General features: G+C 69.1%; 20 protein-coding genes. 7 read left to right on the top strand and 13 right to left on the bottom strand.

Annotated elements, in window-relative coordinates:
• Positions 1–289 precede the first annotated feature (289 nt).
• Complete coding sequence (locus LDL49_RS18435; RefSeq protein WP_225292317.1) at positions 290–1,060, top strand: helix-turn-helix domain-containing protein; 771 nt, start codon at positions 290–292, stop codon at positions 1,058–1,060.
• A 393-nt stretch (positions 1,061–1,453) separates the two neighbouring features.
• Here the strand turns inward: LDL49_RS18435 and lat are convergent, their stop codons facing one another.
• The 4 genes from lat to LDL49_RS18415 form a co-directional block, all read right to left on the bottom strand.
• Positions 1,454–2,740, bottom strand: coding sequence for an L-lysine 6-transaminase (lat, locus tag LDL49_RS18430; RefSeq protein ID WP_225292316.1), 1,287 nt, complete (start codon positions 2,738–2,740; stop codon positions 1,454–1,456).
• A 76-nt stretch (positions 2,741–2,816) separates the two neighbouring features.
• The gene (locus tag LDL49_RS18425; protein WP_225292315.1) at positions 2,817–3,350 is read right to left on the bottom strand and encodes an HdeD family acid-resistance protein; all 534 of its coding nucleotides are present in this window, start codon (positions 3,348–3,350) and stop codon (positions 2,817–2,819) included.
• An 84-nt stretch (positions 3,351–3,434) separates the two neighbouring features.
• Positions 3,435–4,085, bottom strand: a complete 651-nt coding sequence (trhA, locus tag LDL49_RS18420; protein WP_225292314.1) for a PAQR family membrane homeostasis protein TrhA — start codon at positions 4,083–4,085, stop codon at positions 3,435–3,437.
• 77 nt (positions 4,086–4,162) lie between these two features.
• On the bottom strand, positions 4,163–5,626 hold the full coding sequence (locus LDL49_RS18415; protein WP_225292313.1) for a penicillin-binding transpeptidase domain-containing protein: 1,464 nt from the start codon (positions 5,624–5,626) through the stop codon (positions 4,163–4,165).
• Positions 5,627–5,724: 98 nt separating this feature from the next.
• Between LDL49_RS18415 and LDL49_RS18410 the strand changes: the two genes are divergently transcribed.
• Positions 5,725–6,570 (top strand): spermidine synthase, encoded by an 846-nt coding sequence (locus LDL49_RS18410; protein ID WP_225292312.1) that lies wholly within the window; start codon positions 5,725–5,727, stop codon positions 6,568–6,570.
• 33 nt (positions 6,571–6,603) lie between these two features.
• Here the strand turns inward: LDL49_RS18410 and LDL49_RS18405 are convergent, their stop codons facing one another.
• Positions 6,604–7,296, bottom strand: coding sequence for a response regulator transcription factor (locus LDL49_RS18405; RefSeq protein ID WP_225292311.1), 693 nt, complete (start codon positions 7,294–7,296; stop codon positions 6,604–6,606).
• Complete coding sequence (locus tag LDL49_RS18400) at positions 7,289–9,031, bottom strand: sensor histidine kinase (protein WP_225292310.1); 1,743 nt, start codon at positions 9,029–9,031, stop codon at positions 7,289–7,291. The genes LDL49_RS18405 and LDL49_RS18400 overlap by 8 nt, the downstream gene beginning before the upstream one ends.
• A gap of 186 nt (positions 9,032–9,217) precedes the next feature.
• Here LDL49_RS18400 and LDL49_RS18395 point away from each other — a divergent pair, with 186 nt between their 5' ends.
• Positions 9,218–10,726 (top strand): serine hydrolase, encoded by a 1,509-nt coding sequence (locus LDL49_RS18395; protein WP_225292309.1) that lies wholly within the window; start codon positions 9,218–9,220, stop codon positions 10,724–10,726.
• Between the two features lie 94 nt (positions 10,727–10,820).
• Positions 10,821–11,780 (top strand): pirin family protein, encoded by a 960-nt coding sequence (locus LDL49_RS18390; RefSeq protein WP_225292308.1) that lies wholly within the window; start codon positions 10,821–10,823, stop codon positions 11,778–11,780.
• Between the two features lie 158 nt (positions 11,781–11,938).
• Here the strand turns inward: LDL49_RS18390 and LDL49_RS18385 are convergent, their stop codons facing one another.
• A complete protein-coding gene (locus LDL49_RS18385) occupies positions 11,939–12,325 on the bottom strand; it encodes a hypothetical protein (RefSeq protein ID WP_225292307.1) in 387 nt (128 codons plus the stop codon).
• 210 nt (positions 12,326–12,535) lie between these two features.
• On the opposite strand from LDL49_RS18385, the gene LDL49_RS18380 reads away from it, so the two are divergent.
• Positions 12,536–13,090 (top strand): MarR family winged helix-turn-helix transcriptional regulator, encoded by a 555-nt coding sequence (locus LDL49_RS18380; protein WP_225292306.1) that lies wholly within the window; start codon positions 12,536–12,538, stop codon positions 13,088–13,090.
• Positions 13,087–13,458, top strand: coding sequence for a nuclear transport factor 2-like protein (locus LDL49_RS18375; RefSeq protein ID WP_225292305.1), 372 nt, complete (start codon positions 13,087–13,089; stop codon positions 13,456–13,458). Before LDL49_RS18380 ends, LDL49_RS18375 begins: the two co-directional genes overlap by 4 nt.
• A gap of 19 nt (positions 13,459–13,477) precedes the next feature.
• Here LDL49_RS18375 and LDL49_RS18370 read toward each other — a convergent pair whose 3' ends face one another.
• Entirely contained in the window at positions 13,478–13,807 is a 330-nt protein-coding gene (locus LDL49_RS18370; protein WP_225292304.1) for a nuclear transport factor 2 family protein, read from the bottom strand.
• On the bottom strand, positions 13,804–14,904 hold the full coding sequence (locus LDL49_RS18365; RefSeq protein WP_225292303.1) for a low temperature requirement protein A: 1,101 nt from the start codon (positions 14,902–14,904) through the stop codon (positions 13,804–13,806). Before LDL49_RS18365 ends, LDL49_RS18370 begins: the two co-directional genes overlap by 4 nt.
• A gap of 138 nt (positions 14,905–15,042) precedes the next feature.
• Here LDL49_RS18365 and LDL49_RS18360 point away from each other — a divergent pair, with 138 nt between their 5' ends.
• Complete coding sequence (locus LDL49_RS18360) at positions 15,043–16,440, top strand: M6 family metalloprotease domain-containing protein (RefSeq protein ID WP_225292302.1); 1,398 nt, start codon at positions 15,043–15,045, stop codon at positions 16,438–16,440.
• Positions 16,441–16,745: 305 nt separating this feature from the next.
• Here the strand turns inward: LDL49_RS18360 and LDL49_RS18355 are convergent, their stop codons facing one another.
• From LDL49_RS18355 to LDL49_RS18340, 4 genes are all read right to left on the bottom strand, one after another.
• Positions 16,746–17,477: a hypothetical protein gene (locus LDL49_RS18355; protein ID WP_225292301.1), complete on the bottom strand. Its 732-nt coding sequence runs from the start codon at positions 17,475–17,477 to the stop codon at positions 16,746–16,748.
• A 71-nt stretch (positions 17,478–17,548) separates the two neighbouring features.
• Complete coding sequence (locus LDL49_RS18350; protein ID WP_225292300.1) at positions 17,549–17,824, bottom strand: 4a-hydroxytetrahydrobiopterin dehydratase; 276 nt, start codon at positions 17,822–17,824, stop codon at positions 17,549–17,551.
• A 9-nt stretch (positions 17,825–17,833) separates the two neighbouring features.
• Positions 17,834–18,745, bottom strand: coding sequence for a carbohydrate ABC transporter permease (locus LDL49_RS18345; RefSeq protein ID WP_225292299.1), 912 nt, complete (start codon positions 18,743–18,745; stop codon positions 17,834–17,836).
• 1 nt (position 18,746) lies between these two features.
• Positions 18,747–19,661, bottom strand: coding sequence for a carbohydrate ABC transporter permease (locus LDL49_RS18340; RefSeq protein ID WP_225292298.1), 915 nt, complete (start codon positions 19,659–19,661; stop codon positions 18,747–18,749).

Raw genomic sequence — 19,661 nt, 5'->3', positions numbered from 1 at the left:
CGTGGCGGATCCCCTCACGTGGCGGGCCCCCTCACGTGGCGGGTCTCCGCGCGTGCGTTGCGGGCCTTTGTCATACGGCCCGCAGGTGTTTTACGGCCGGCATGGGGCACCCCCACCCGCCACACGTGGCTGGGCTCTGTCCAGGGGGACGCTCCTCCGGTGGAGGTGGTCGGCCGCCGCTACGAGACGGTGAGACCGTCTAAGGGCCCATTTGTGAGCCGGAGCCGATCCCCGGCGATTCCCTGCGGGGAATCGTGCTCCGTCGCCCACGTGGGCTAGAAAGGGAGGCGTGGAACGATTCGCGAGCGAGCTGCGGCGATGGCGTAGCAGTCGGCGGGTGAGCCAGCTGGAGCTCGCCAACCGGGCCGGCACCACCCAGCGTCACCTCAGCTTCATCGAGCGCGGCCGTTCCCGCCCTGGCCGGGCCATCGTCGTGCGGCTGGCCGAGTCTTTGGAGCTGTCGCTGCGCGAACGCAACGGCCTGCTGCTGGCGGCCGGCTACGCGCCCGTGTTCCCCGAGTCGGGTCTGGACGATGCCATGCTGCGCCCCGTACGCGAGGCTCTGGACAGCATCCTCGAGGGGCACCTGCCGTATCCGGCGGTGGTCGTGCGACCCTACGGCGAGCTGCTGGCGGCGAACGCGGCCATCGACGTGCTCACCGAGGGGGCGGCGCCCGAGCTGCTGGAGCCGCCGGTCAACGTGCTGCGGCTCGCCCTGCACCCCAAGGGCATAGCTCCTCGGGTGGTCAACCTCGCGGACTGGGGGCGGCACATCATCGAGAGCCTGCGGGCCGAGCTCCTCCGCAGCCCGGATCCGCGGCTCGACGCGTTCATCGCCGAGCTGGAGTCCTACGTGCCCGACGCGGTGCCGGGGAGCGATCATCTCGGGTTCGCGGTGCCGCTGCGGTTGCGTACCGGCGATGCCGAGCTGCGGCTGCTGACCACGCTCACGTCCTTCGCCACCGCGGTGGACGTCACGCTGGCCGAGCTCAAGCTGGAGGCGTTCCTACCCGCCGACGCCGCCACAGCGGCCTTCCTGCGGTCCCGCCACCCCCACTGACCCCGGCCCGGCCTGCTCGCTTATCCGCCCCACTCCCCGACGCGCCCGCCTCACCCCACCACCGAGATCGGCCCGGCCCGCCCGCTCACCCCCGCCGCTGACTCCCCTCCCACCTCCACACAAGCAGGGGTCGCTGTGGGGCGGGGCTCGCAGTGGGGCAGGGGTCGCAGCCGGGCAGGCATCTCAGCCGAGCAGGCGTCTCAGTGGGGCAGGCGTCACAGCCGGGCAAGCGTCACAGCCGGGCAAGCGTCACAGCCGGGCAAGCGTCACAGCCGGGCAGGCATCACAGCCGAGCAGGCATCACAGCCGAGCAGGGGCCCAGCGCCGGTGGAGTTTTGGTGAGGTGGCGGCGACGCCCGTGTGGGCGTCGCCGTGGGTCAGGGGCTCGGCGGGCTACACCCGTGCCATCAGTGGGAGAGCCTCCGAGATGGCCGTGAGGCCGTGTTCCAGGTCGGATTCCGGGATGTTGAGCGCGGGCCTGAGCCGTACCGAACGCGGCCCGCAGGCCAGGAGCAGCACGCCCGCCTCGTCCCGCAGCCGCGTGACCAGCGCGTCGCGGGCAGCCCCGTCGGGCAGGTCGAACGCGCACATCAGGCCGCGCCCCCTGGCGTTGGAGACCAGGTCCGGGTGTTCGGCCTGCAGCTTGACGAGGCGTTCGACGAGGAGGGTGCCGAGGGTGGCGGCGCGCGGGATGAGGCCGTCGCGTTCGACGATCTCCAGGAGGCCGCGCGAGCGGACCATGTCCACCAGCCCGCCGCCCCAGGTCGAGTTGATCCGGCCGCTGATCTGGAAGACGTTGTCAGGGACCAGGTCCACCCGGCGGCCCGCCATGATGCCGCCCACCTGAACCTTCTTCGCGAAGGCCACGATGTCCGGCGCCAGGCCGAGCTGCTGGTAGGCCCAGGGAGTGCCCGTGGTGCCGCCGCCCGTCTGCACCTCGTCCAGGATGAACAGCGCGTCGTACTCGTGGCACAGCTGCTGCATCGCCTGCAGGAACTGCGGGCGCATGTGGTTGTCGCCGCCCTCGCCCTGGATGGGCTCGGCGATGAAGCAGGCGATGTCGTGCGGGTGCGCCTCGAAGGCGGCGCGCGCCTGGGCGAGCGCGTGCTCCTCGGCGGCCTCGACGTCTCCGAGGTGTATGGCGGGTACGTCGATGCGCGGCCAGCGGAACTGGGGAAAACGGTCGGTCTTGCCTGGTTCGGTATTGGTCAGGCTCAAGGTGTAACCACTGCGGCCGTGAAACGCCTTCGTGAGGTGCATGACCTGGGTGCCGAGGTCGCGGGAGCGGCCTGCCGCCTCGTTGCGGCGGCTCTTCCAGTCGAAGGCGGTCTTGAGCGCGTTCTCGACGGCCAGCGCACCGCCTTCGACGAAGAACAGGTGGGGCAGCTCGGGGTCGCCGAGGACGCGGGAGAAGATCTCGACGAAGTCCGCCAGGTGGGCGGTGTACATGTCGGAGTTGGCGGGCTTGTTGCGGGCCACCTCACCGAGCAGCCGGACGAACTCCGGCTCGAAGGGTGGGTTCACGCCCAGCGGCGCGCTGGCGAAAAACGTGTAGAAGTCAAGGTATCGGCGGCCGTTGCCGGCGTCGACGAGCCAGGAGCCTTGGCTGTGCTCCAGATCGAGCACGAGCCGGTAACCGTCGACGAGCAGATGGCGGGCAAGGCGGTCGTGTACGTCCATGTCACCTCCACGTTGAAACCAGACATGGCATACGTTTCCCGGTCTAACCCAGGTCTATGCGGAAAATTTCCGGAATTCAGGTCGCATGGGCGAACTTCTTCACCTCGAACGACAGCACGATCATTGCGATGCCGTACAGGATGGCGAAGATCCCGACCAGCCAGACCAGGGTGACCAGCCCCGCGCCCGGCCAGATGAGCAGCAGGACGCCGAAGACGATGGACAGGATCCCGCCGATGATGAGCATCCACTCGTTCTCGATGACCTTGCGCATCTGCACGCCCGCGACGATCTCCGACGCTCCGCTGAAGATCGCCCAGAACGCGATCACGAAGAGCAGGATCAGCGAGGTCATGCCCGGCCAGACGAAAGCTATGATCCCCGCCAGGATGCCGAGAATTCCGGAGATGATGAGCCAGACGCGGGAGTCTGTTCCATGCCGGAAGGCGGAGAACACCGAGACGAGCCCGCTGACGATGGCGTACGAGCCGAAGAAGATCACGAGCACGAGCAGCGTGATCGCGGGCCAGATCAGCGCCAGGATGCCGAAGATCACCGCCAAAATACCGCGGATCAGGACGAGCCACCAGTTGCGTGCGATTTGCTCCATACTGGTGTGATCTCCCGATCGATCACGAAAGCAGACCACAGCGCGGTCAAAACTCGGTAACCCGCCACCGCGGGGCGATATCACCTAACCGGCGTGGGAGTAGACCACGATCGACACCGCGATGTACTGCACCAGGTAGGCGGCGATCGTGAACGCGTGGAACACCTCGTGGTAGCCGAACCAGCCGGGTGCCGGGTCCGGGCGGCGCAGACCGTACACGATGGCTCCGGCGCTGTAGAAGACGCCCCCGACGGCGACCAGCACGACGGCGGCCACGCCCGCGCCCGCGAGCAGCTGCGGCATCACGAAGATCGCGGTCCAGCCGAGCGCCAGGTAGAGGACCGTGTAGAGCCAGCGCGGCGCGCCCATCCAGAACACCCGGAAGAGCACCCCGGACAGCGCGCCGCCCCAGATGACCGCCAGGACGGCCACGCGGGCGGCCCCGTCGAGCGCGAGGAGCGCGAAGGGCGTGTAGGTGCCCGCGATGATCAGGTAGATGTTGGCGTGGTCGAAGCGCCGCAGCACCTCCGCCAGGCGGGGGCCCAGCGTGCCCCGGTGGTAGGTGGCCGAGACGCCGAAGAGCAGGCCCGAGGTGATCGCGTAGATGGCGGAGGCGAGACGGGCCTGGAGGGTGGGGCCGAGCGCCACGAGCGCGAACCCGGCGACCAGCGTCACGGGCAGCGCTCCTGTGTGCAACCAGCCTCGTAGCCTCGGCTTCGCGGTGATGGTCGTCATATAACCTACGGTACCGTAGGTTATGGCCCCGTTGAGGGTGTGGACCCCCGACGAGACGAAGGTCATATCCCCAAAGCTCATATCCCGTTGAGGAAGCGGGCCGCGACCGGCAGCGCGGCGCTCCGGCCCGAGCCGCCGTTGCGTACGAAGACGCTGAAGGCCAGGTCGTCGCGGTAGCCGATGAACCAGCCGTGCTCCCGCGATCCGCCGGCCTCGGCCGTGCCCGTCTTGCCGGACACGCCCGCGGGCAGCCCGGCGGCGGCGGCCGTACCGTGGTCGACGACGGCGGCCATCATCTCCCGCAGCGCCGCGACCGTCCCCTCGTCGAGTTCGACCGGCTTGGCCGCCGGGCCGTCGATCCGCTCCACGGCGGCCTTGGACAGGATGCGCGGCACGCGCAGTGTGCCGCTCTGGACCGCCGCCGCGACCATCGCCATGCACAGCGGGGTCGCCTCCACCGTGCCCTGGCCGAAGGAGTCGAGCGCCAGCTCGCCCGTGCCGTCCGGCGGGTCCATCCGCCCGCAGTTGCCGCCCAGGCCCGTGGCCAGCTTGGCGCCGCCGAAACCCCACTTCGCGGCGGTCTCGACAAGATCGTCACCCGATAATCGGGCGACGGTCTCGTGCACGAACGTGGTGTTGCAGGAGTACGCGAACGCGTTGGCGAACGTCACCCGGCCGTGCTCCTGCTCGCCCGCGTTCTTGATCGGCCTGAAGTTCGGGATCGTGTACGTGGCCGGGCAGTCCACCTCCGCCGCCGGATCCAGGCCCGCCTCCAGCAGCGCCGCCGCCGTAACCGTCTTGAACGTGGACCCCGGCGGGAAGAAGTCGCGGAACGCGCTGTAGTTGCCCTCCAGCCGATCGGCCACCGCGAGCACCTCGCCGGTGCTGGGCCGGATCGCGATGATCGACGCGTCCCGCACCCCGTCGAGCGCCCGCGCGGCCGCCGCCTGCACCGGCCGCGACAGCGTCGTGCGCTCCAGGCTCACCTTGGGCTCCACGGTCATGAGCCGCCGCGCCTGCTGTCCCGGCAGCGCCGACTCCAGCGCCCACCCCTGGCTCACGTCGTCGAACTCGGGCTTGAGCTCGGCGAGATAGGACTCGGCGTAGCTGTCGTTGGGGATCTTGTGGCCCTCGCTGGTCACCAGTTCGACCGCCGGCCCGTCGAACTCGGCCAGCCGCACCGTGCCCCCGTCCTTGAGCCGGGGGTCCAGCGTCTCCGGCGCCCAGATCACCTTCCAGGTCCGGTCGCGTACGGCCAGCCGCAACGTACCGCTGAACGGCCACGCCCCGAACTCGCTCAGCGTCCTGCTCCCGGTGAAGGGCACCTCGGCCGAGGTCTCCCCCGTGCTCTTCACGGCCCCGGGCCGCAATTCGATGTCCTGAACGTGCAGGTCGTGCGAGAACGACCGATGCCGGGAGACGAAGTCCGCGGGCGGCTGATAGACCAGGGCGGCCATCGCCCGCAGGTCTCCTCGCTGCCACGCCGTGAAGTAGGCGGCCGAGGTCTGCGCGGCGCTGCCCTTGACCCGCTTGGCAACCACCGTCGCGAAGACACCTGCACCTACTACCGCAACAACGGCGATAACAAGCACAATCAGCCTTCGCCGTCGCATACGGTTACTCCCAGGAGGGGATCATCGTGGCACGAGGACAGCGGGAGCCGATGCCCGGCCTCTACCCGGTGACGTTCGGCGAGATCGAACTGCTCCGGGACCTGGACAGGCAGGACGGCTGGGTACTGTCCAAGGATGGCGTACCTCAGTCGTACGTTGACTTACAAGACCCTACATATCTGGAATTCGAGTACGTACGGCTTATGGCGGACGTGATCGACCTTCTTCCGGAAGGCGCGCTCGCCTGCGTCCACGTGGGCGGCGGGGCGTGCACGATCCCGCGCTATGTCGCGGCCACCCGGCCAGGGTCCCGGCACATCGTCCTCGAACCCGACGGGCTCCTGGTCAACCTGATCCGCGAACAGCTCGACCTGCGATCCGTGCCACGGCTGAAGGTGATCGTGCAGAGTGGCCGCGAGGGCACCGCCAAGGTCTGGGACGACTCGGCCGACCTGCTGGTCCTCGACGCCTTCTCCGGCGCCACCATGCCGGTCGAGCTGGCCACGACGGAGTACATGGGCGACATCGCCAGAGTGCTGCGCCCCTCGGGCACGCTGCTGATCAACATGGCCGACGGCAAGGGCCTGGCCTTCGCCAGGCGGCTCGTGGCGACGGTCCAGGGGACGTTCCGGCATGTCGCGCTGCTGGCGGAGCCGGGCGTCATGCGCGGGCGCCGCTTCGGCAACCTCATCGTCGCCGCCTCGCGGGCGGAGCTGCCGATCGACCTGCTGACCCGCCGCGCGGCCGGCGGCCTCACCCAGGCCAGATGCGTGTACGGGGACGCGCTGACGAACTTCGTGGCGGGCGCCCACCCGATCAAGGACGGCGACGCGGTGCTGGCCCCGGTGCCGCCTCCGGCCGTCTTCGGCTGAGAACCGCGCCCAGGACCACGGGCCGGCCCTCGCTCAGGCTCCAGGGCCGGCCTCTCGCCCTGGCCCCAGGTAGGCCAGGACCGCGGCGACCCGGCGGTGGACGTCGCCACTGTTCTCCAGGCCGAGCTTGGCGAAGATGGAGTTGACGTTCTTCTCCACCGACGAGACCGACAGGTGCAGCGCCCTGGCGATGGCGCCGTTGGATCGCCCGTGTGCCATCTCACGCAGCACGTCGCGCTCGCGCGGCGTCAGCGCCTCCTGCTCGCCCCGCACGTCGCGCCTGGCCAGCAACCCTTCGACCACCTTGGGGTCGATGACCGAGCCGCCGGAGGCGACGGCCCTGATCGCCCCGAGCAGCTCGTCGAGGTCGCCCACCCGGTCCTTGAGCAGGTAGGCGAACCCTTCGGTGCCGTGCTTGAACAGCTCGAAAGCGAACAGCGCGTCCGAGAACTGCGACAGCACCACGACCCCGACGCCCGGATGGTCGGCGTGGACGCGGTGGGCGGCGTCGATGCCCTCGAACCCCTGGCGCCAGTCCCCTCCCGGCATCCGGATGTCGGTGATCACCACGTCGGGGCCGAGCCTGCGTGTGGCGTCGACCAGCTCGTCGGCGTTGCCCACCGCGCCGACGACCAGGACCTCGCCCGAGGTCTCCAGCAGCCGCCGGGTGCCCTCACGCACCAGGTAGTGGTCGTCGGCCACGATCGTGCGGATCCGCTCAGGCATCGACCGGCACCCAGGCGTTCATCTGTGTCCCCTCTCCCTGCCCACTGTTGAGATCAAGCCCGCCGCCGAGCGCGTCGAGCCGGTCGGCGAGCGTGGCCAGCCCCCGGCGACCGACGGTCTGTGGATCGAAGCCCCGCCCGTCGTCCGTCACGGTCGCCCGCAGGCGGCCGCCAGCCCACGCCAGGCGTACCTCTATCTTGGTGGCGCCCGCGTGCTTGAGCGCGTTGGCCACCGCCTCGCTCACGGTGAAGTAAATGGCGCCCTCCACCTCGTCGGCGAAGCGCTGGGCGCGCAGCTCCCTGCTCGCGGCGACCGTGGTCGGCACCGGCAGCCGGGCGCAGCGCTCCTCGACGGCCTCCACCAGGCCGCCCTGGCCGAGCGCGCTGGGATGGATGCCGACGGCCAGCTCCCGCAGGTCGTTGAGCGTCTGGCGGGCCTGCTCACGCAGCTCGGCGAGCATGTCGGGGCCGCCACCGGTTGCGCGGGCCAGCTCCAGCCCGGCGATGAGCGCGACGAGTTGCTGTTGCACGCCGTCGTGGATGTTGCGCTCGATGCGCCGGCGTTCGGCCTCCTGGGCGTTGACCAGGCGTCCGGCCAGCCCGGCGCTCTGGATGGCGAGCCCGGCGGGCACGGCCAGCGCCTCCAGGAGCCGCCGGTCGGCGGCGGTGAGGCGGTCGCCGTCCCTGGGCCCGCACTCGATCCGCCCCAGACCGCCCCGAACGGGCAGCGACAGCGCCGTGGCGCCCTCCTCCCGCCCGGCGACCACGCGGGTGCCGTCGGCCAGCGTGACCGCCGCCCACCTGACCTCCAACCCGTCGCGTACGGCCGCCGCGAGCCTGCCGAGCTGCTCCACGGGCTCCGGCGTCTCCTCCAACGCCGTGCCCAGGCTCGTCAGCATCTCGCCCACGGTCGGCCGTACGTCGAACACCACGAGGAGCCGCGAGCCCCTGATGCCGATCCTGAGGTCGAGCAGCCGGTGCCTGACGACCGCGACCGCGATCGCCACCGGCAGCGACCCCAGCACGGCCAGCACGCCGACCGCCCCGGCCAGCGGCGCGGCGAGCCCGAAGAGGAAGAAGGAGAGCAGCAGGAACCCGGCGAGGTTGAGGGTCATTCCCGCGACCATCCAGGCGTACTGGCCGCGTTCGCCGCGCCCGCTCCGCCGCCAGCGGATCACCAGCCCGCAGAACACGACGAGGGTGATGATCCAGGTGACGAACTGGCCGACCCCGGACACGAGCCCGGCGACCAGGTCCGCCGAGCTGGCCAGCTCCAGCCGGCCGGGCGGGGCGGAGGAGATGGGACCGATCAGGAGGTTGCCCGTGAAGTGGACGGCGATCGCCACGGCCCCGATCCACGCGACGGGCCGCCAGCGGCGTGACGGCAGCCGGCCCTCGGGGAACAGCAGCGGGACGAAGATCCACAACAGGCCGTAGTAGACGGCGAAGACCGCGGCCAGCACGCGGACGGCCACCGGCGCCACGTCGAGCCTGCTCAGGCCGACGCCGAAAGTGCTCACACCCAGGCAGACCGCCGTGGCCAGGAGCAGCCAGACATAGGGGTTCCGCGGGCGGCGGACCGCCAGCAGCCAGCCGAGTGCCGGCAGGACCAGGCTGATGACGATGTACGCCCACTGCGTCGGAGGGGCGGGCAGGCCGCTGTCCAGCAACGCGCCCGCCGTCACACCCGCGGCCGCGATCGCCGCGAGCAGCCCGGCCACCACCCTGGAACTCATAAGGCCCCATCGTCGCGGGGGTGGTGGGCTGCGTCTATGCGGATAACCGCATACCCGGTGCGGTTATCCGCAGACTCAAGACGGCGGCTCACCCGGTGGGGTATGTAGGGCTGGGTCTGTTGAGTGGGAGGCATGTGTTCCACCTGGGTCCGAGTCGAAATCGAACGCGAAGCCGAAGGAGCCACCATGCACTCCCCGTCGAAGCACTCCCCGTCGCGGCCCGCCCTCGCCGTCGCGGCCGCCGTGACCATGTCCCTGACCGCCTGCGCGACAGGGACCACCACCAGCCCGCCCGGGGTGGCCGCGAACCGGGCCGCGGCCGTCACCAGCCTGCCCGGGACCACCGCGGACTGGCCTGCGGGGGTCACGGGCTCGCCCGTGGCCGCCGCGAGCCCGCTCACGGTCGCCGCCGCCGGCCGGAACGTTCCAGGCACCCCCTCGGCGACCACCGCGCCGCCCGTGGAGATTCCCGATACGCCCGTCGGGCAGCAGTTGCGCTGGCTGCTCGACGCCCCCGCCAGGGCGCCGATCGGGCAGGCCGAGCTGGCCGAGCACTTCACCCCGGCATTCCTGGAGCTGGTCCCGGCGGACAAGATCAACGAGACCCTGGCCGGGCTGCGCGGGATCCAGTTGCAGAAGATCATCGGAGCCGTGCCTACCGATCTGATCGCGCATGTGGTGGTCGGCGCCCAGACGTACAAGCTGGCGCTCTCGGTGGACGCCACGGGCAAGATCAGCGGCGCGCGGTTCACCGAACCGGCCACTCCTCAGCCCTCCCCCACGAGCTGGGAGGAGCTGGATCGGCGGGCGCGCAAGGCGGCGGCCCGCGTGGGGTTCCTCGCCGCCGAGGTCAAGCCCGATGGCACCTGCCGCCCGGTCCACGCCATCGCCGGCAGGCAGGCGCGCCCGCTCGGCTCCATGTTCAAGCTGTACGTCCTGGGGGCCGTCGCCAAGAAGATCGAGCAGGGCAGGTTCTCGTGGGACACCGCGATGACGATCAAGCCCGAGCTGAAGAGCCTGCCCAGCGGCCAGCTCCAGGACCGTCCCGACAACAGCCAGGTGCCGGTGCTGGAGGCGGCCAAGCTGATGATCGCCATCAGCGACAACACGGGCGCGGACCTGCTGCTGCACCAGGCCGGCCGCACGGCGGTGGAGGACCGGGTACGGGCCTGGCGCGGCCAGGTGAAGCGGAACACGCCGTTCCTGACCACCAGGGAGCTGTTCGCGCTCAAGGGGGCTGACTACCCGCGGCACTCCAAGGAGTTCCTGTCGCGCGACACCGCCGGGCGGCGCGGCTACCTGTCGGCGGTCGTCGACAAGCTCCCGCTGTCCGGCATCACCCCGTGGGCCGCGCCGCGCGAGCTGGACACCGTGGAGTGGTTCGGCTCCCCGGCCGACATCTGCCGCGCGTACGCGGGACTGGCGAAGAGCCGGGACAAGCGGATCGGTGAGGTCATGTCGCAGAACACCGGCGGGATCAAGCTGCCGGCCAAGGAGTGGCCCACCGTCTGGTACAAGGGCGGCTCCGAGCCGGGGGTGCTCGACCTGAGCTACCTGGCCCGCACGCCGTCCGGACGCACCTTCATGGTCACGGCCATGGCCTCCGACCCGGCCGCCGCCCTCCAGGAGGACCAGGTGTATGAGGAGCTCGTCGCGCTCTCGCGGGGCGCCTTCGCCTTGCTCAAATCATCCTGAGCCTTGGCCTCTGGCGGGCAGGGACTCGCGCCCGTGGAATAGTTGAATTCTCAACTTGGTTGAGCACAGCAGATTCCGCCGAAGGGAGCCTGACATGCCCGCCGTCACCGTAGAGAACCCGCTCAGCCTGCCCCGCCTGCCGGAGCCGCCGGCCGAGGCGCGGGACCGCAAGGTGCTCGCCGTCGAGACCGCGCCGAGCGGCTTCGAGGGCGAGGGCTTCCCGGTCCGCCGCGCCCTGGCCGCGATCAAGCCTGAATACCTGGACCCGTTCGTGATGATGGACCAGATGGGAGAGGTCGACTACGCGGCCGGCGAGCCCAAGGGCACCCCGTGGCATCCGCATCGCGGCTTCGAGACCGTCACGTACATGATCGACGGCGTGATGGAGCATCTGGACTCCAACGGAGGCGGTGGCACGATCACGAACGGTGACACCCAGTGGATGACCGCCGGCGCCGGCATCCTGCACAAGGAGGCGCCGCCGGAGTGGCTGGTGCAGCAGGGCGGGCTGTTCCACGGCATCCAGCTGTGGGTGAACCTGCCGGGCGCCAAGAAGATGATCGCCCCGAAATATCAGGACATCGGAAGCACCAGCGTCGCGCTGCTCAGCAGTCACGACGGCGGTGCCCTGGTCCGCCTCATCGCGGGCGACCTGGCCGGGAACACCGGTCCCGGCAGCACCCAGACGCCGATCACCCTGCTGCACGCCACGATCAGCCCGGGCGCGCGGCTGACGATGCCGTGGCGCAAGGACTTCAACGCCCTCGCCTACGTCCTGTCGGGACGCGGCACGGTCGGGACCGAGCGGCGCCCGCTGGTCAGCGGCCAGCTGGCGGTGTTCGACGGCTTCGGGGACCGTCCCGGAAAGACCACGTCGGGCGAGACGATCACGCTGTCGGCGAAGGACACCATGGAGGTCATCGTTCTGGGCGGTCAGCCGATCGGCGAGCCGGTGGCTCATTACGGCCCGTTCGTCATGAACACCCGCGCCGAGCTGGCCCAGGCTTTCGAGGACTATCAGGCGGGCCGCCTGGGCTCCATTCCCGCCGCCTGACTGCGGGAATCACATGGAGCGGCCCGCCATTAAGCGGGCCTGCCATTGGGTATTCCACTATTAGTGAAATGCGCCGCCGGACCGGGCTGTTCGCGTGGGTCGTTGGAGTTGGGCCGCCGTGATTCACGGCGGCCCATTGTGCTTGACGGCCGACGCCGTTATGGGCGGACCACCGTCTTCTTCGGCCCGCAGTGGTCGAATTTCACCTTGTACGGCTTGCTCACGCAGGCCCAGAGCTCGATCTTGCCGTGTGACATGCGCCTGGTCCGCTGCTCCAGGCAGTCCTGATCCTTGTAGTAGTTGGCGTACTGGTAGGTGTGGCCCTGGTACCTGACTTTGGCCATCGCATAGCGGTGGTCGGTGTTCCGGTCACAGACGATGATTTTCGTGTCGCCCGCCAATTGGGCTTCGGCGAGCACGCCCCCGTGCCCGTCGCTCAAAGATGCGCGGGGAATCTCCCGTGCGGTGGCCGAAGCGGTGGTGGTGCCCATGGTGGCGAGCGCCAGTCCGGCGATGGCGGTGACGAGTAGCAGCTTTTTCATCATGCCCCCTTTCGTTCTGCATTTCGGTAGGAAAGACGACGACATCGGCGGCAAAGTTCATAAAAAGTGCGAGCCGATTTCGGCGCGCCGGTCGAGGGCGGCCCCTGACCGACGGCCCGGCCCGGCTGCGACGAGGCCCGTCCGGGAGCCCACGCGAACCCGGCTCCGACTGGTCGACAAGTCGTGAAGTACGTACTAATGTGCTGCTTCACCATGAAGAACGTACATAAATCAGAGTTCGACACTGACCCCGACGGAAGCCTCTTCGATCCCGCGACCAGGGCCGCCATGCGGCAGTTCACCGGCGGCGGCGACACCGCCGCGCTGGAGGCCGCGGCCGCCGTTCGCACCGCCTTCCACGCCATCGAGCGGATGCGCGCTCATGGCAGCCAGGGCAGGGGGTTGAGCTCCGGCGCGATGGACCTGCTGATGCGACTCGGCGCGGGCGAGGCAGACGGAGTGAGCATCGGGGAGCTGGCCCAGTCCGCGGGTGTCAGCTCCCGTAACGTGACCGGGCTGGTCGACACGCTGGAGCGTGAGGGTCTGGTGCGGCGGGTCCCCGACCAGCGGGATCGGCGCTCGGTCCTGGCCCAGATCACGGCGGAGGGACGGGATTGGATCAAGGCGTTCAGCGAGCCGTCGCAGCGGGCGATGGCGGCGATGTTCAGGGACTTCACGGCCGACGACGTGACCCGGTTCCGAGACCTGTGCCTGCGGGTGGCCGACAATCAGCATCGGCTCGCGCAGTATTTGGAAGGTGCCTCATGAGCGGCGAGAACCGGACGCGTGAGGTCGTACGTGGCTACCACGAGGCGCGCTTCCGCGGCGACGTGGCCACGGCCGCCGCGCTCATCGGTGACGGGTTCAGCTTCCGGAGCCCGCTCATGAGCTCCGACGACGCCGCCGGCCACCTGGCTGGGATCACCGGCTTCGTCCAGGTGGTCACCGGCGTCGACCTGATCAGCGAGCTCTATGGCGAGTCGGAGGCCACGCTCGTCTACGACGTGCACACCGCCACGCCGGTGGGCACCCAGCGCACCGCCGAGCACTTCCAGCTCGCCGACGGCCGGATCGTCTCCATCATGCTGATCTTCGACGCCACGCCGTGGCAGCCGATGAGGCAGCTGATGGGCTGAACCGACAGGTTCGGCGCGGTCAGGGAGACGGCAGGGCGGCGGCGGTCTGGCGCCAGATCCTGCCGTCTTTGATCACCAACGTGCCGAACGTGGTGACCTTGTTGCCGGCGATGATCATCAGGGCGTTGTAGAAGATGACGTCGTCCACCGCCTGGATCGACGTGACCTCGACGACCCGCGGCTCGGCGGCCAGATAGGCGCCGAACAGCTCACGGATCTCCTCCGCTCCCCTGGCCACGCGGTCGAAGCGGACGACCATCGCCTCCTCGTGATACTGCGCCAGCAGGGCCGCCAGGTCCCGGTCCGCGATCGCGGCCAGCTGGCGGTCGAACAGCTCCATGACGGTCATGCCTCTCCTCCGGGCAGGGGACGGCGGAGATCGTAGGCGACCTGCGCCCCGCCGTACAAGAGAATCAAGGAGAGCGCCAGCGCGGCCGGGAGCGCCGAGGTGACGAGCGTGAGCGCGGCGGCCGTCATGCGGACGCCGGTCGCCGGCCGGTCGCCGGAGCACAGGTGCTGGAGGCCGAGGGTGGCGAACACCACCGCGGCGGGCACCCCGACGGCCCAGCCCGTCCCCGGATGGGCGATCGCGTGCTCGATCCCGATGCCGAACGCGACCAGGCCCAGCGACAGCGGCAGATGGGAGTAGACCCAGACCTGTCCCGCCAGCTTGGTGCGCAGCACCACGGACTCGTCTATGTGGCCGAAATACAGCCACCAGAACGCCATGGCGATCGCGATGCCCGCGAGCGCGATCAGCAGCGTGCCGGGCGTGACCGCGTGACTCTTCAGCCCGACCACCACCGCGGCGACGACCTCGCCCAGGACGATCACTACGAACAGTCCGAACCGCTCGGGCAGGTGCTCGCTCTGCGGCGGCAGCGCGCCCTGGTGCCGCCGCGCCAGGAGCGGCGTGGCCAGGTCGATCACCATGGCGACGGCCCACAGGACATAGCGCAGCGGCGGCTCGACGGCCAGTGACGCCGTCCAGATGGCCACCGACACCGTGAACCCGGCCACATAGCTGCTGGTCAGCGGCCGTCCCTCGGGCACATGCCGCCCGGCGCGCAGGTAGGCCACGATGAGCAGGATCCGCACGGCCACATAAGACAGCGCGAACAACGCGGAACGCTGCTCCATGTCGCCCACGCTCGCGGCCATCGTGCCAACGGCCAGGATCTGGGGGAGTACGAGCAGACGATGGCTCACGTCGTCGGTGTCGAACCTGTTCGCGTAGAACACGTACCCCGCCCAGGCCCACCAGAGCGGAACGAACAACCCTATGAACGCCAGAATCCGCCCTGGTTCGGTCCCCTCGGCCAGCACATCGGCCAACTCGGCCACGGCCACGACGAACACCAGGTCATAGAGCAGCTCCAGCCAGGTGGCCCGTCGCTGCGTCCCCTCGAACAGCCGTAATCTAGGCGGCTGCCAACTCCTGCTCACCCATACCTCCACGTGTAATCGTGTAATTATGTCGCCTTGGAGGTCTGATGCGCACTACATCGGTTGAGTAGGGGGTACTCAGGACAGACCCCATCATCCGGCCTACCTTCGCGGAAGGACGAATGATGGGGGGACACCATGCACTTCGTTCCATTAGCGCCGGATGCGCTGGCCAAGCTGGAAACCCGCTTCTACGAGCTGAAGGCGGCCGGGCTGCTGCCCGAGCACCTGACGTTCGAGGACTACTACGCGATGTGGCGTTCCGAGCGGCGTGGGCCGCGTTCGGTGGGCCTGGATGACGGCAACGTCACCCCGCAGGCTCCCGACGCGAGCCTGATCAACCGGCCGCCGAAGAAGCTCAAGGGCGTCATCAAGACACTGGTGCTGCTGGTCGACTTCGCGGACCGGCCGCATGATCCGGCTCATGACGCGGAGCACTTCCGGCAGCTGCTGTTCGGCACTCAGCCGGGCAGCATGCGTGACTTCTACCGGAAGGTCAGCGGCTTCGGCGACGACCACGGCATCGACGTGCAGGGCGAGGTGTTCGGCTGGTTCCGGCTGCCGGAGACGCTGGCCTTCTACGCCAACAACAAGTCGGGGCTGGACGAGGACCACTTCCCGCGCAACGCCCAGGGCATGGCGCGGGACGCCGTGCAGGCCGCTCTGGCGGCGGGGGTCGAGTTCGACCCCTCCTATGACGTACTCGACGAGCACCAGGTCACCGCGCTGTTCGTCGTGCACGCCGGGCCGGGCGCGGAGACCTTCGCCGACGCCGAAGGGCTGCAGTACATCTGGAGCCTGAAGTGGACCGTCGGTGACGAGCCGATCTCAGTCGGGCCCGACCTGGAGGTGAGCACCTTCCTGACCGTGCCCGAGGACTGCAACGTCGGCGTCTGCGCCCACGAGTGGGGGCACCTGGCGGCGCGCTGGGCCGACTACTACGACACCGACCGGGCGCAGACCGGCGCCAAGTCGCACGGGCTGGGCAACTTCTGCCTGATGGCGGCCGGCTCGTGGGGCAACCGCGGCGTCACGCCGGTGTTCCCGACCAGCATGCTGCGGATGTTCCACGACTGGGTCACCCCGCGGCTGGTCACCGAGACCACCCACGGCATCACGCTCCGGCCGGTGGCCGAGGGCGGTGACTTCGTCGTCGTCCGTAACGATCGGACGATGAAGGACTCGCAGTACATCGTCGTCGAATACCGCCGCAAGCGGGGCCAGGACGAGTTCCTGCCCGACCAGGGCATCGCGGCCTACGTCGTGGACGAGGCCGTTCCCAACGTCGACGATGAGCGGCGCCTGGCGATCGAGCTGATGCAGGCCGACGGCCTGCGCCAGCTCGCCCGGATCGGCAGCCTGGGGAACCGGGGCGATGCCAACGATCTGTATCCCTCACTGGACAACGCGCGCATCGGCCGGGACACCAGGCCCCCGCTCGATCTGCCCGGGGGCGGATGGACCGGGGTGACCATCGAAGTGTCCGGCACGCCGGGCGATGATGAGATGACGATCGACGTCGTGGTCAGCTCGTAAGGGTGGTACATGACGGAGACCGGTACATCAGATGCTGGGCGAGTGCCGCGACCGCCCGGCATCTGACGTAAGGGGTTCCATCTCGTCGCACGTCCCGACCGCGGTCTACGAACCTCTCGTCATACCGGCTGCCACCGGTCTGCGAATGGGCGCCGCGAGCGGCCAAGAATGCGCACGTCACGGCGCCCGGCCCCGTGCACCGCAGGAGCGTGCCCCTGGACAGAGGCCAGGTGGGACGGTGGGTGGGGTGGGTGTGGCCGGCCGTAAAGAATCGTCTGTGAAAGATCGCCCGTAGAAGGCGGCGCTCAGTTGAGCGTGAGGCAGGCGATGCGCGGGGCGGGCTTCTCAGAGGGGGCGGTCGGCCTGGCGTGGAGGACCAGGGAGTGGGGCACGGCGCCCGTCATCGACCAATCGTGGTGGGCGGTGGCGCGGCCGGCGCCGGAGCCGTCCGTCTTCAGATCCAGCCACACCTCGCTGGTGGCATCGGCTCGGCCGGCGATGTGCTGGAAGTGCGCCCCCGCGTCGGCGGGGCCCTTCCCGCAGGGCGCGACATGGAGGTGGGCGCCGTATCGGTGGTTGGGCACCAGGCCCTCCACCACCAGCGAGGTCACCGTCTTGCCGCCCGCGGACTCGGCGGTCACGCTCGCCTGAGCTCCCTTGGGCACCAGCTTGCGGCTGTAGACGATGGCCATCGTGGTGCGCGGTTTGAACACTCCGGCGCCCGTGAGCGTGGTGGGCGCCGCAGCGGCATCCGAGCTGTGGACGGCGTTTCCCACGGGTGCGTCGGTCTCGGGATCGGCCGGGCTCTGCGCACAGCCCGCGACCGCCAGGGCGAGCAGCAAGGCGGCCGAACGCGCCCGCAGCGGGCGGGCGGCTCCACGGGCGGTGTCACGCGCGGCGGCGGACTGCTCCACGATGACGAAGTCCGGGTATCCGGGGCTCAGCCGCGCGCGAGCCCGGCGGGCGGACGCGCGCGCCCTCAGTGACCGGACGGATGCGGGCAGCCGCGGTGCGATGGCGGGCGTGGGCAGGCGCATGGGAACCCCCAAAGCGATGACGAGCCCTGGCCAGGCTCACGGGGCCACCACTCTAGTCAGTAACCGACCCACTACGCACCGTGTTTGGCGGCGATCCCGTCGATGAGTCCGGCCAGGGTGAAGTCGTTCTCCGTGAGACGCCCCTTGTCGTGGGTGGTCAGCGTGAGGTGCAGTTTGCGCCACCGGATGTCGATGTCGGGATGGTGGTTCATCTCTTCTGCCCGGACCGCGATCTCGTCGACGATCCGGATGGCCGTGGGGAAGTCGGGCGCGGTGATCGTGCGCCGGATCTCCTCGCCCTCTCTACGCCATTCGGGCAGGTCGTTGAGCTTGCTGTCGACGTCCATGAACTCACGTTACTTCAGCGCCCCCGCGCCGAGGCCGGACTGGATCTGACGTTGGAAGATGATGTAGACGATCATCACCGGGATGATCGCCATGCTGAGGGCGGCGAACAGGCTCGGCCAGTCCGCCTCGTACCCGGCGATGGTGGAGATGTCGGCGATGCCCTGGGTGATGACCCACTTGTCCTTGTCGTCCGTGAGCAGGACCAGGGGCAGCAGGTACTGGTTCCACTGGCCGAGCACGTTGAAGATGGTGATGCTGATCAGCCCGGGCTTGGCCATGGGGAGCATGATCTGGAAGAACGTGCGGGTGTGGGAGGCGCCGTCGATCGCCGCCGCCTCGGCCACGGTGTCCGGCAATGTACGGAAAAATGCGGCCAAGAAGAAGACCGTGAACGGCAGCGAGTACGCGATGTAGACCAGGACGAGCCCGATGTGGGAGTTCAGCAGCCCGAACTGGAGGACGACGAAGAACAGCGGCCCGAGCGCCAGGAAGATCGGGAACGCCATCCCCGCCACGAAGAAGTAATAAATCACCCGATTGCCGAAAAACTGGTAGCGCGCCAGCACATACGCCGCCATCGAGCCGAACAGCATCGTCCCCAAAGTACTGAAAAATACGACGATAACGGTGTTGAGCATGTACTGCCCCACGTGGGCCTTGTCCCAGGCCCTCCCCCAGGCGTCGAGCCGCAACTGCCCGGGCAGTTGAAGCGCGTCCCCGAAGATCTCCGTGTTGCTCTTGAACGACGCGAGGAACGTCCAGAGCAGCGGCAGGATGATCAGCAGCGCCCAGATGAAGAGCGCCAGATGCGAGAGGCCGCCGAGCACGCCGGGCCGCGGCCTGGCCGGACGGGGTGTGGTGGCCGGGCGAGACATGCCGGCCGGACGAGACGTGGCCGTGTCGGAGGAGGTCGATGCCATGTCAGAGTTCGATCCTCTCGCGCCTCGTGGTGCGCAAGGTCAGCACCGCGAACGTCACGGTGAGAAAGAACAGCACGACCCCCATGGCCGAGGCGTAGCCGACCTTGGAATAGGTGAACGCGGTCTTCCATATCTCCACGGGCAACACGGTCGTGGCCCCGTCCGGCTCCCCTTTGTCCCCGGCGAGTACGAGGATCAGCGCGAACCCGTCGAACGCCGCGATCCCCAAATACACCCAGCCCACCTGGATGGTATCGCGCAGCAGCGGCAGCGTTATCGAGAAGAACAGCCGCGCCCGCCCGGCTCCGTCGAGCGCCGCCGCCTCGAAGTAGTCCTTCGGAATGGCCGCCATTCCCGCCGAGAAGAGCACCACATAGAATCCGACGGCCTGCCATATCATCACCGCCAGAATCGCCCAGAGGGCCAGGTTCGGCTCGACGAGCCAGCCGACGGGATCGAGGCCCAGTTTCACCAGGGCTCCGTTGATCACGCCGCTCTCGTCGGGCCGGTAGACGGCCTTGAACAGCACCCCGACCACGGCCACGGCGAGCACCTGGGGGAAGAAGAACACCACCCGATAGAACCTCGACCCCCAGATCCCCTTCATTCCCGCGCCCCGCGTACCCCCGCCCAGATTCAGCAGGAACGCGAAGAACAACGCGATGACGACCGTCACGAGCGGCAGCACGAGCAGCAGGATTCCGTGATTGCGCAGGGCCCGCCAGAAGACCTCGTCCCCGAACAGCCGGGTGAAGTTGTCCAGCCCGATGTAGTGCAGCCTCGACTTGTAGCCGTTCCAGTCCGTCAGGGAGATCTGGAACGCCTGGATATAGGGGCTGATCACGAACACCGAGTAGAGAGCGACCGGAACGGCGAGAAACGCGGCGACGAACCCGTACTTGCGCAACCGCTCCAT

Source organism: Nonomuraea aurantiaca (assembly GCF_020215705.1).
Lineage (GTDB): Bacteria > Actinomycetota > Actinomycetes > Streptosporangiales > Streptosporangiaceae > Nonomuraea > Nonomuraea aurantiaca.
This window is presented reverse-complemented; position numbering and strand designations above follow the sequence as displayed.